The organism is Labrys monachus (genome assembly GCF_030814655.1).
Classification (GTDB): Bacteria; Pseudomonadota; Alphaproteobacteria; order Rhizobiales; family Labraceae; genus Labrys; species Labrys monacha.
The window spans coordinates 923,181-934,698 of the sequence record NZ_JAUSVK010000001.1 but is presented as its reverse complement, the minus strand read 5'-3'; the positions used below and the strand labels follow the sequence as shown (position 1 = coordinate 934,698).

Annotated in this window: 13 protein-coding genes; 9 read left to right on the top strand and 4 right to left on the bottom strand. The window is 67.6% G+C overall.

The annotated features are described in order from the left end of the window. Positions 1–136: 136 nt before the first annotated feature. Positions 137–463, top strand: a complete 327-nt coding sequence (locus J3R73_RS04145; RefSeq protein WP_307422751.1) for a hypothetical protein — start codon at positions 137–139, stop codon at positions 461–463. On the opposite strand, the gene J3R73_RS04140 is transcribed toward J3R73_RS04145, so the two are convergent. Beyond that, positions 448–1,572 (bottom strand): cobalt-precorrin-5B (C(1))-methyltransferase, encoded by a 1,125-nt coding sequence (locus tag J3R73_RS04140; protein WP_307422748.1) that lies wholly within the window; start codon positions 1,570–1,572, stop codon positions 448–450. The two genes, J3R73_RS04145 and J3R73_RS04140, sit on opposite strands and share 16 nt — an antisense overlap. Positions 1,573–1,855: 283 nt before the next feature. Further along, positions 1,856–2,773: a pirin family protein gene (locus J3R73_RS04135; protein WP_307422745.1), complete on the bottom strand. Its 918-nt coding sequence runs from the start codon at positions 2,771–2,773 to the stop codon at positions 1,856–1,858. Positions 2,774–2,919: 146 nt separating this feature from the next. On the opposite strand from J3R73_RS04135, the gene J3R73_RS04130 reads away from it, so the two are divergent. Then, positions 2,920–3,540, top strand: coding sequence for a 2,3-bisphosphoglycerate-dependent phosphoglycerate mutase (locus J3R73_RS04130; RefSeq protein WP_307422742.1), 621 nt, complete (start codon positions 2,920–2,922; stop codon positions 3,538–3,540). Between the two features lie 160 nt (positions 3,541–3,700). Here the strand turns inward: J3R73_RS04130 and J3R73_RS04125 are convergent, their stop codons facing one another. After that, positions 3,701–4,195: a DUF2244 domain-containing protein gene (locus J3R73_RS04125; RefSeq protein ID WP_307422740.1), complete on the bottom strand. Its 495-nt coding sequence runs from the start codon at positions 4,193–4,195 to the stop codon at positions 3,701–3,703. Between the two features lie 22 nt (positions 4,196–4,217). On the opposite strand from J3R73_RS04125, the gene nth reads away from it, so the two are divergent. The 7 genes from nth to J3R73_RS04090 all read left to right on the top strand — a co-directional run bounded on the left by nth (position 4,218) and on the right by J3R73_RS04090 (position 9,806). Further along, the gene (nth, locus tag J3R73_RS04120) at positions 4,218–4,973 is read left to right on the top strand and encodes an endonuclease III (protein WP_307422738.1); all 756 of its coding nucleotides are present in this window, start codon (positions 4,218–4,220) and stop codon (positions 4,971–4,973) included. A gap of 198 nt (positions 4,974–5,171) precedes the next feature. After that, positions 5,172–6,389, top strand: a complete 1,218-nt coding sequence (locus J3R73_RS04115; protein ID WP_307422734.1) for an MFS transporter — start codon at positions 5,172–5,174, stop codon at positions 6,387–6,389. 192 nt (positions 6,390–6,581) lie between these two features. Next, complete coding sequence (gene def / locus J3R73_RS04110; protein ID WP_307422732.1) at positions 6,582–7,154, top strand: peptide deformylase; 573 nt, start codon at positions 6,582–6,584, stop codon at positions 7,152–7,154. A 5-nt stretch (positions 7,155–7,159) separates the two neighbouring features. Continuing rightward, positions 7,160–8,098: a methionyl-tRNA formyltransferase gene (gene fmt / locus J3R73_RS04105; protein WP_307422730.1), complete on the top strand. Its 939-nt coding sequence runs from the start codon at positions 7,160–7,162 to the stop codon at positions 8,096–8,098. Positions 8,099–8,211: 113 nt separating this feature from the next. Next, positions 8,212–8,955: a tRNA pseudouridine(38-40) synthase TruA gene (gene truA, locus J3R73_RS04100; RefSeq protein ID WP_307422728.1), complete on the top strand. Its 744-nt coding sequence runs from the start codon at positions 8,212–8,214 to the stop codon at positions 8,953–8,955. Between the two features lie 92 nt (positions 8,956–9,047). Further along, positions 9,048–9,209, top strand: a complete 162-nt coding sequence (locus tag J3R73_RS04095) for a hypothetical protein (RefSeq protein ID WP_307422726.1) — start codon at positions 9,048–9,050, stop codon at positions 9,207–9,209. Positions 9,210–9,215: 6 nt separating this feature from the next. Beyond that, on the top strand, positions 9,216–9,806 hold the full coding sequence (locus J3R73_RS04090) for a hypothetical protein (protein WP_307422725.1): 591 nt from the start codon (positions 9,216–9,218) through the stop codon (positions 9,804–9,806). A 16-nt stretch (positions 9,807–9,822) separates the two neighbouring features. Here J3R73_RS04090 and murJ read toward each other — a convergent pair whose 3' ends face one another. Beyond that, positions 9,823–11,385, bottom strand: coding sequence for a murein biosynthesis integral membrane protein MurJ (gene murJ / locus J3R73_RS04085; protein ID WP_307422723.1), 1,563 nt, complete (start codon positions 11,383–11,385; stop codon positions 9,823–9,825). Positions 11,386–11,518 lie beyond the last annotated feature (133 nt).

Below are 11,518 nucleotides of genomic sequence, written 5' to 3'. Positions count from 1 at the left end.
AGGCAAGCCTATTGCGCAGGCATCGCCGAGGGACGGCGAAGCGCGAGTGCCGCGGTCACAAGCTCCATCCACCCTCCGGCGACGGTTTCTTAACCGGAGGCGGGCTATCGCGCTACTGTCACAGGAGGATCCGTCCATGAAATGCGCGGCCCATGGTCTCGCCGTTATGCTGGTCGCAGCCGCGGCCTGTGGTGTCACCGAGATGAAGGCGCATGCCGCGACGATCCCCGTCCTCGCCTATAAGCGCTTCTGCCGGGACCTGTCGCGCGGTCACCCGGTGATGGCGGCCAATTGCGAGGCGCAGGAAGTCCTCGCCTACCGCCAGTTGCACGCCATCTGGCAGTCGCCGCCCTCCGACCGCATCCAGGACAAATGCAGCACGGCCGGCGTCGTCAGCCGCACGACCGGCACCGGCTCCTATGTGAAATATCTCAACTGCATCATCACCTATATGGGCAATTGAGACGAAAAGGCGGCCGGCGCGCCGCCCGCCGAGGCGAGCAGCCTGCCGTCGCGGTCGAACACGGCGATATCCAGGGCGACGCCGCTGTCCCGCAGCACCGCGGCGGCCGTGTCATGGGCCCGGCGGGCGACGAGCTGCGGCAAGGCGAGGCCGGCACGCGCTGCGATCTCCAGCGCCTCGATGGCGGTATTGGCCTGCGAGACGGCATGGACCGTCCCGCCGTCGCCGCCGAGTTCGTGCACCCGCTCGGCCAGCCAGCGGAAATCCACCGCCCCGGCGCGCGAATGCAGGTCGAGCAGGCCCTGGGCAAGCTTGGTGATCTTGGCGAAGCCGCCGGCCACGGTGACCCGCGCCACGGGATGGACGCGGATATATTTGAGCATGCCGCCGACGAAATCGCCCATGTCGATCAGCGCCGCCTCCTCGAGCCCGAAGAGCCTGGCGACGGCCGCCTCCGAAGCCGCGCCGGTCGCGCCCGCGATGTGGTCGAGGCCGGCGGCCCGCGCGACGTCGATGCCGCGATGGATGGAGTGGATCCAGGCCGAGCAGGAGAAGGGCACGACGATGCCGGTGGTGCCGAGGATCGACAGGCCGCCGACGATGCCGAGCCGGCCGTTCAGGGTCTTGCGCGCGATCGCCTCGCCGTTCGGAATGGAGACGGTGACCTCGACGTCGCCGCCGGCGCCCGTCGCCTGCGCCACCTCGGCGAGGGCGGCCGCGATCATGCCGCGCGGCCCGGGATTGATGGCGGGTTCCCCCACGGGCAGCGGCAGGCCCGCCTTGGTCACGGTGCCGACGCCCTCGCCGGCCCGGAAGGTCACGCCCGAACCGGGCGCGCCCGGCCTGACGGTGGCGCGCACCAGCGCGCCATGGGTGACGTCCGGATCGTCGCCCGCATCCTTGACGATGGCGGCGCTCGCCTCGCCGGGACGCAGCTCATGCGCGGCGAGGGCGAAGGCCGGCATCTCGCCGCGCGGCAGGGTGATGCGGACGGGGTCGGGAAATTCGCCGGTCAGCAGCGCCGCATAGGCGGCCTTAGCCGCCGCGGCGGCACAGGCCCCGGTCGTCCAGCCATAGCGCAGCGGTCCGGCGGGCTTGCCGTCAGTCATGGCGGGGAGCGACGGGCGGCATTGAAGCGCCTCCCCCTGGGAACACGATGCCGTCCGGAAAGTCGTGCGGGCGGCGAGGACGAGCAGGCGTCTCGCCCATGCGCGCTAGTTCAGGGAATTGAAGCGCAACATGGCCGCATCCCTCCCCGTTGCGGGGAGGGAATAGAAGCGTGGGGGTCGAGACAGCAGGCCCGTGTCGAGCAAAGTGGGCCTGCCCCCAATCCCTTCTCTCGCCACGACTGTGGAAATCTCGCCGGTTCCCCGCAACCGCCCTCATCATCCCTCAGAAGTCCGGCAGCGGGATGAATTCGGGATCGCCCGGCACGGTCTCGAACCGGCCCGTCTTCCAGTCCGCCTTGGCCTGCTCGATGCGCTCCTTGGAGGAGGACACGAAATTCCACCAGATGTGGCGCGGTCCGTCCATGGTGGCGCCGCCGACCAGCACCAGGCGGGCGGCCGTCACCGCCGTGACCATCAGCGCGTCGCCGGGCCGCAGGACCAGCAGCGAGCCGACGCCGAAGCGGTCGCCGGCCAGGTCGATCTCGCCCGAAACGACATAGATGGCGCGCTCCTCCGTCTCGGCGTCGACCGGAAGCCTCGCGCCCGGCTCCAGCGCCACGTCGACATAGAGCGTGCTCCAGTCCTGCCGGACGGGCGAAACGAGGCCATAGGCCGAGCCCATGAGAACGCGCACGGTCTTGCCCTCGGCGCTGTGCTCGGGGATCTTCGTCTGTTCGTAATGCTCGAAGGAGGGCAGGCCCTCCTCATGGCTCTTCGGCAGCGCCACCCAGGCCTGCAGGCCGAGCATCGAAAAGCCGCGCTGGCGATCCTCCAGCCCCGTGCGCTCGGAATGCACGATGCCCTTGCCGGCCGTCATCAGGCTGATCTCGCCCGGCTTGGTCGTCTCGGCATAGCCGAGGCTGTCGCGGTGCACGATCGCGCCGTCGAACAGATAGCTCACCGTCGACAGGCCGATATGGGGATGGGGGCGGACGTCGAAGGCTTCGCCCGGGCGGAAGATGGACGGGCCGAAATGGTCCAGGAAGACGAAGGGGCCGACGAGCCGCCGGCGCGAGCTCGGCAAGGCGCGGCGCACGGAGAAACCGCCGAGGTCGCGCGACCGCGCCACGATCTGCATCTCGATGGCGTCGCAGGAATAGGCGTCTCCCGGCACGGGATCGTCGGTTTCGAGAACGGTCATCGCCTGCCTCGGTTTCAATCATGCAATGGGGCGCAACCATAATACGGCCTGCGACCGATCGCACGGGCTGTTTTGCAAACGGCAAGTGCATTTGCCGGAGAACGCGGCTAGAACCGCAGCATCGGATCTGCAACGGGATTGCCTCGATGACTGCCACGCTCGTTCTCTGCCGCCACGGCCAAAGCGACTGGAACCTGAAGAACCTCTTCACCGGCTGGCGGGACCCAGGCCTCACGGAGAAGGGCATCGCCGAAGCCCACGAGGCCGCCCGCCGGCTCAAGGCTCTCGGCATCACCTTCGACATCGCCTTCACCTCGGCCCTGTCGCGCGCCCAGCACACGACAGCGATCATCCTGGAGGATCTCGGCCAGAGCGGGCTTGAGACCATCCGCGACCAGGCGCTGAACGAACGCGACTATGGCGACCTGTCGGGGCTCAACAAGGACGAGGCGCGCGCCAAATTCGGCGAGGAGCAGGTCCATATCTGGCGCCGCTCCTACGACGTGCCGCCGCCCGGCGGCGAGAGCCTCAAGGATACCGCCGCGCGGGTGCTGCCCTATTACATCCATCGCATCCAGCCCCAGGTGATGGCGGGCAAGGCCGTGCTGGTCGCCGCGCACGGCAATTCGCTCCGGGCGCTCATCATGGCGCTGGAAGGCCTCAGCGGCGCGGAGATCGTCAAGCGCGAACTCGATACCGGCGTGCCGATCGTCTACACGCTGAACCCCGACACGACGATCGCGAGTGTGAAGGAACTGAAGGGCTGAACCGGACCGCCCTCCCCGGGAGCGCGGACATCCTGTCCGCCCTTCCCCTCGCCGGGACGTGACCACTCCGGAAGCCGGCGAGGGTGGAAAAGTGCCGGTCGGGAGACCGGCACACCGCGGAGTAGGTTCCCGGCTGGCGCCTCACGGGCGCCGCCCGCCCTTACCCCCGGCGCACGATCGACAGCGCCTGCGTGAAGGCCCTGGCGAATTCGCCCTTTTCGCGGGGGCCGAGGAAGCGGGCGACCTCGACCTCGCGGCCGCGCTGCACCAAAGCGAGGCGCATCACGCCGAACTCCTCGTGCTCGTCCCGCTGAAGGCGGACCCAGCGCGGATTGAAGCTCCATTCGCGCGTCCGCCCCTCGCGGTCCATGCGGGAGAGCCGCAGCAGCGCATGGGTCATCAGCACATGCTCGCGCAGCCTGGCGCCGCGGTAGTTGATCTTGAACATGACATAGAGCAGGCCGACATCGACGCCGAAGAAGCCGATCACCGGCCAGGCGCCCATGATGTAGAAGGGGATGCTCAGAAGCGTCGAGGCGGTGCCGACGGCGATGAGGAGATTGCGGAAGCCGAGCGGCCCGAGAGAGCGATGCGGCGAGAGGATCGCATCGAAGACGGGCTCGTCCATCGGAGCTTTCGGGTTGCCGCTGGTCATGGTCCCTCACTATAACCGTTTCATGCCCAGCCGCCAGACTCCAAAACCCGCCGTTCCCGCCCCTGCCGGAGCGACAAAGCCGCGCGGCAAGGCCAAGGCCAACGCCGCCGCGGCGTCCGCCGGCGCCCTGCGCCCCGCCCTTCCCCCCGCCTCGATCGAGGAGATGTTCAGGCGGTTTGCCGAAGCCCTGCCCGAGCCGAAGGGGGAACTCGACTACGTCAACGTCTATACGCTGCTGGTCGCCGTCGTCCTCTCGGCGCAGGCCACCGATTCGGGGGTCAACAAGGCGACGCGCCCCTTGTTCCGGGTCGCCGACACGCCCGCCGCGATGGTCGCCCTCGGCGAGGAGCGCCTGCGCGACTTCATCAAGACGATCGGGCTCTACCGCGCCAAGGCGAAGAACGTCATCGCTTTGTCGCAGGACCTGATCGACCATCATGGCGGCGAGGTGCCGCAGACGCGCGAAGAACTCGAAGCCCTGCCCGGCGTCGGCCGCAAGACGGCCAATGTCGTGCTCAACATCGCCTTCGGCCTGCCGACGATCGCCGTCGACACCCATCTCTTCCGCGTCGCCAACCGGACGGGGCTCGCGCCGGGCAAGAACCCGCTCCAGGTGGAGCTCGCGCTGGAGAAGGCGGTGCCGGCCGCCTATGCCCGCCACGCCCATCATTGGCTGATCCTGCACGGACGCTATGTCTGCAAGGCGCTGAGGCCGGCCTGCCCCACCTGCCTCATCCGCGACATCTGCCTGTTCGAGCACAAGACCGGAGAGGTCTGAGGTCTTCGATCGGGGTGCCGGACGCCGTTCCGGCCCTGCCGCGGGCGCGCATTATTTGCTGGCGCTTCAAGCCTTTCGGATATTTGATGGCGGGGCCGGTTCGCCCGACTCGCCTCGTCGCGACGAGCTCGTTTCGGAGCCGGCCCACAGGCATGCGCCGCCATCGCCAAGGGATCGCGGACCGGGGGAGAAACGCCGTTGAATTTGACCACGGAACAGAAGAAGACCGTCATCGCCGCCTTTCTCGGCTGGACCCTGGATGCCTTCGATTTCTTCCTGCTGACATTTCTCCTCATCGACATCGCCAAGGAATTCCAGGTCGGGGTGCCCGACGTCGCCTACGCCCTGTTCCTCACGCTGGCGATGCGCTGGGTGGGAGCCTTCTTCTTCGGGCGCCTCGCCGACCATTTCGGCCGCAAGCCGATCCTGATGCTGAACATCGTCAGCTATTCGGTGATCGGCGCGCTCGCCGCCTTCTCGCCCAACCTCACGACCTTCCTCATCCTGCGCGCCGTGTTCGGCATCGCCATGGGCGGCGAATGGGGCCTCGGCAGCGCCCTGGCCATGGAGTCGATCCCCCCGCGCGCCCGCGGCGTCGTCTCCGGCATCCTGCAATGCGGCTATCCCGCCGGCTATCTCCTGGCCGCGGTCGTCTATGGGCTGATCTACGGCAAGCAGATCGCCGGCTACACGGTCGACTGGCGCTTCATGTTCCTGCTCAGCATCATTCCCGCCCTCATGGTGCTGTTCATCCGCTCGCATGTACCGGAATCGCCCGCCTTCACCGAAGGCCGCAAGCATCCCAAGCCGGGCATCGTGAAGACGATCGGCGCCAATTGGGGCATCACCCTCTATGCCGTGGTGCTGATGATGCTGTTCAACCTGTTCAGCCACGGCAGCCAGGACCTCTATCCGACCTTCCTGCAGAAGCAGCACGGCTTCGATCACGCCACGGTAAGCTGGATCAGCATCGTCGCCAATATCGGCGCCATCGTCGGGGGCCTGTTCTTCGGCTTCCTCTCCGAACGCATCGGCCGGGTCAACGCCATCACCATCGCCTCGCTCATCGCGCTGCCGGCCATTCCCCTGTGGTCCTTCGGCTCGACGCCGGTGATGCTGGCGATCGGCGCCTTCGTCATGCAGATCAGCGTACAGGGCGCCTGGGGCGTGGTGCCGGCGCATCTCAACGAATTGGTGCCGGGGGCGGTTCGGGCGACGCTGCCGGGCTTCGTCTACCAGGCCGGCAACTTCCTGGCCTCCTATAACGGCCGCTTCCAGTCCTGGCTGGCCGAGCAGCCGGGCTATAATTACGGCTACGTCCAGGCCGTGGTGATCGGCATCGTGGCGGTGGCGCTCATCGCGGTCATCCGCTTCAGCCCGGAGCGGCGCGGGCAGGTGATGACGGTGACGGATTGAGAAAGGGAGCGCGACCCCTCCTGTCCGCTCTTCGTCATGAAGCCCTGCAGAGGAGGCAAGCGGTGAATCGGCGATGGAATCCGGTCCGCGAGGCCCGGTTCTGCAGCCTTGTCCTTCGAGAGCGGGCAGGATGTCCGCTCTCCCGCCCGCTTTCGCATTGACGCCCCGCCCGCCTCACCCTATCTGCCTGACATGGCCATCAAACCGATCATCTTTATTCCCGATCCCAAGCTGCGTCTCGTCTCCGATCCGGTGGAGCGCGTCGACGCGGAATTGCTTTCGCTCGCCGACGACATGCTGGAAACGATGTACGACGCGCCGGGCATCGGCCTCGCCGCCATCCAGGTCGCAGTGCCGCGCCGCCTCCTCGTCATCGACCTCGCCAAGGAGGACGAGGCACGCGCCCCGCAGATCTTCATCAATCCGCAGGTGCTGTGGTCCTCCGACGAGCGCAACGTCTACGAGGAAGGCTGCCTGTCGATCCCCGATTATTACGCCGAGGTCGAGCGCCCGGCCCAGGTCCGCGTCGCCTATGTCGGCCGCGACGGCAAGGAGCACGAGATCAAGGCCGAGGGGCTGCTGGCGACCTGCCTCCAGCATGAGATCGACCATCTCAACGGCGTGCTCTTCCTCGACCACATTTCCAAGCTCAAGCGCGACATGGTGATCCGCAAGTTCACCAAGGCCGCCAAGCAGGGCACGACGCCGGATTTCCCCAAGCGCGAGAAGCGCGAGCGGCAGGCGCCGCACCCGGCAGCGGACTGAGCTTCATGCGCATCGTCTTCATGGGCACGCCCGACTTCGCCCGGCCCGTGCTGACCGAGATCATCAACCAGGGCCACGACGTGGTCGCCGCCTATACGAGGGCGCCGGCCACCGCCGGCCGCGGCATGGCCCTGATGCCCTCCCCCGTGCACAGGCTCGCCGAGGGGTTCGGCATCCCGGTGTTCACGCCGCGGACGTTTCGGGACGAAGAGACGCTCTCGACCTTCCGCGGCCTCGCCGCCGATGTCGCGGTCGTCGTCGCCTACGGCCTGATCCTGCCGAAGGCGGCGCTCGACGCGCCGGCGGAGGGGTGCCTCAACCTCCATGCCTCGCTGCTGCCGCGCTGGCGCGGTGCCGCCCCGATCCAGCGCGCCGTCATGGCCGGCGACAGCCGGACCGGCGTGATGGTGATGCGCATGGAAGAGGGGCTGGACACCGGCCCGGTGGCGCTCGCCGACGCCGTGCCGATCGAGCCCGACATGACGGCGGGCGAGTTGCACGACCGCCTGTCGATCCTGGGGGCCGACCTGATGGCCCGGGCGCTCGGGGCGCTGTCGCGTGGCACCCTCACCTTCACGCCCCAGTCCGAGGAAGGCGTGACCTACGCCAGGAAGATCGAGAAATCCGAGGCCCGCATCGACTGGACGCGTCCGGCCGACGTGGTGCATCGGCAGATCTGCGGCCTGTCGCCCTTCCCCGGCGCCTGGTTCGAGGCCGACTGGGGCCAGGGCCCGCAGCGCGTGAAGGTGCTGCGCTCGCATCGGGCGCAGGGGCATGGCCCAGCCGGCACCGTGCTCGACGACGCCCTGACGATCGCCTGCGGCGACGGCGCCGTCCAGCTGCTGCAGCTCCAGCGTGCCGGCAGGACGCCGATGAACGCCGCCGATTTTCTGAAAGGCGCCGCGCTGGCCAAGGGCGCGGTCCTCGACGGGCCGGTTCCCTGACCGGCCGGCGCTCCGCCACCGCGCCGGTACGAGGATCGCACAGCCGGCGCCCCGCGTGACTCTCGCCCCTTCTTGGCGTAGAGGGCACCACCCCACGCAGCCAAGTTCGCCGCATGCCGCGCTACAAGCTCCTGATCGAATATGACGGCACGCCCTATGTCGGCTGGCAGGCCCAGGCCAATGGCCGTTCCGTGCAGCAGGCGATCGAGGAAGCGATCCTGGCCTTTTCCGGCGAGACCCTGCGCATCCAGGGCGCCGGGCGGACCGATGCCGGCGTGCACGCCACCGGACAGGTCGCGTCCGTCATGCTGCGCAAGGACTGGACCGGCGACCGGGTCCGCGACGCGCTCAACGCCCATCTCACCTTGTCGGACGATTATGTCACCATCCTCGCAGCCGAGAAGATGCCGGACGATTTCGACGCCCGCTTCTCCGCCAGGGGGCGGCGCTATCTCTACCGCGTGATCGACCGCCGCCCGCCTTTGGCGCTGGAGCGCCGCCGTGCCTGGCATATCCGCAGGCGGCTCGACGCCGAGGCGATGCACGAGGCGGCCCAGGGCCTGCTCGGCCATCATGATTTCACCACCTTCCGTTCGGCCGACTGCCAGGCCCGGAGCGCCATGAAGACACTCGACCGGCTCGACGTGATGCGGGTCGGCGAGGAGATCCACGTCGTCGCCGCCGCCCGTTCCTTCCTGCACAACCAGGTGCGCTCGATGGTCGGCTCGCTCCGGCGGGTCGGCGCGGGCGACTGGAGCAGGGCCGATCTCGTCGCCGTGCTCGAGGCGCGCGACCGCACGCGCTGCGCCGCCCTCGCCCCGCCGCACGGGCTCTATCTGACCGGGGTGGATTATTGAGGCGAGATTGGGATGCGACCTTGCACTCCGCAACCCAAACAAGCATCTTATGCGGCATGAAGAGAACATCTCGCCAAACGAGCGCTGATCATATGCCTGAATTTGGAACGCCGGCCTATGTCGAGCGTTTTCGACTCATGGCGAAGGAATTTACTGCCAAGTACTCGACAAAAGAGGCTGCCCTCGAATTGATGCAGCGCGAAGGTATCCTTGATGCCAAGGGCAAACTGAGCAAGAATTATTCTGCTGAATAGCCTGGAATGCATCGCCTCTCAACGAGTTTTATTCTCGGCTATCATGGGTGCGATAAAGCCGTTGCCGAAGACCTTCTGGCCGGAAAGCCTTTTCGACCCAGTAACAACGACTATGATTGGTTAGGGCCCGGCATCTATTTCTGGGAGGCCAATCCGCAGCGCGGTCTCGATTTTGCAATCGAACTGTCGAAACGCAAACGGTCGTCCGTGAAGATCCCCACAGTCATAGGCGCCATCCTCGACTTGGGACTATGCCTTGATATGACGACCCTCGGCGCCATCCAAATGGTCCGGGATGCCCATACCACCCTGGTCGACATATCGCGAATGACCGGCACGGCGCTTCCGCGGAACAGCACCGATCTGATGCGCCGTTCCCTGGACTGCGCCGTCATTCGGCGGGTCCATTCCCTGCTGAACGAAAACAGCCTTCCTGCCGTAGACAGCGTAAGAGGCATTTTTATCGAAGGTGAGCAGCTCTACGCATCATCGGGCTTTTACGAAAAGACCCATGTGCAGATCGCCGTCGTCAATTCTCAATGCATCAAGGGCGTGTTTCGCGTTCCCGACGAGCAGTTGAAGCGCTGGACCGCTTGATCATTGGAATCGCGTATCATCGCGGCGGCGGCTTTTCCGAAGCCAATGCCTGCCGTCCGAACCGGCGATCGATCCCGCCGAACACGAGACAGGCTGCGAGATAGGCCGCAAGCCCGCCGCCGCACAGGACCGCGAGCCCGGCGATGCGCCGGAGCACGGGAAGGCCGGCATCCGTCCACGCCTGCGCGAAAGGCATGAGCAGCCACAGGGTGATCGCCATGATCCCTGCGGCGAGGAGGAGCCGCGGCAGGCGGCGGCGCGCCATCACGTCGAGCCGCAGCAATCCTTCCCACCGGGCGGCGACGGCGAGGAGAACGAGGTTGATCCAGCCGGACGCCGCCGCGGCGAGGGCGATTCCCGTCTGGTGCCAGACGGGAAACAGGGCGACGGACAGGACGACGTCGGTCACCACGCCGGCCACGCCGATGAGGAAGGGCACGCGCATCCGCGTGCGCGCGAAGAACAGGGGCTGCAGCACCTTGGCGCCGACGAAGGCCGGCAGGCCGGCGGCGAAACCGGCAAGGGCGAGGGCCGTCGCGGCGGCATCGGCGGCCTGGAAGGCGCCGCGCTCGAACAGCACCGAGACGATCGGCCGGGCCAGCACGATCAGCGCCAGGGCCGCCGGCAGGCTCAGGAACAGGGCGAATTCGGCCGCCCGGCTGAGCAGGCCGCATTCGGCCTCCTCGTCGCCCATGGCGCTGGCATGGGCGAGTTCGGGCAGGAGCGCGCTGCCGAGGGCGACGGCGACGATGCCGAGCGGCAATTGATAGACGCGGTCGGCATAATAGAGCCAGGTCACCGCGCCGGGCTCGGGCGAGGCGACCACCAGCCCGACGAAGGCATTGACCTGCGTCACCCCGCCGGCGGCGACGCCCGGCAAGGCGAGGAGGAAGAAGCGCCGCACGGGCGGCGTCCATCGGGGCCTCACGAATCGCAGCCCGAGGCCGGCCCGTCGCAGGGCGGCGAACACCAGCGCGCCCTGGGCGATTCCGCCTGCGAACAGGCTCCAGGCGAGCAGGCGGGCGAGCGCTTCCTCGCGCCAGCCCTGCCATGATGCGGCCAGCAAAGCGAGGATGGTGACGACGTTGAGGAGCGAGGGCGCATAGGCCGAGGCGGTGAACCGGCCATGCACGTTGAGGACGGCGGAGGCGACGACCGTCAGCGCCGTGGCGAGGCAATAAGCGAAGGTGATGCGCGACAGCACCACCGCGAGAGCGACCCGCCCGCCGCTTTCGGCAAAGCCCGGCGCGATCGCGCGGATGAGGAGCGGCATCGCCGGCAGGGCCAGCGCCGTGACGACGAGGAAGAGCAGGCCGACCTGGGTGAAGACGGCGTCGGAGAAGGCCTGGCCCTCCCGCGCCTGCTCGGCCTCGCCGTAAAGGGGGACGAAGGCGGTGTTCACCGCGCCTTCCGCCAGCAGCCGCCGCATCAGGCTCGGAAGGCGGAAGGCGACCACGAAGGCGTCGGCCACCGGCCCGGCACCGAGCGCCGCCGCCACCATGGTGTCCCGGACGAAGCCCAATATCCGCGAGAACAGGGTGGCGAAGCCGACCGAGGCGGCATTGCGCAGAAATCTCATCGGATCTTCGCACCTTTCTTTTGCAGGCCTTCCTTGCCGCCATCGTTTTGGCCGCTATAGTCCGCGCGCGCTGGAGGGTTAGCCGATCCGCCCTGTTTTGGAAAACGCCTCCATGTCCTGTTTGACGCATTTT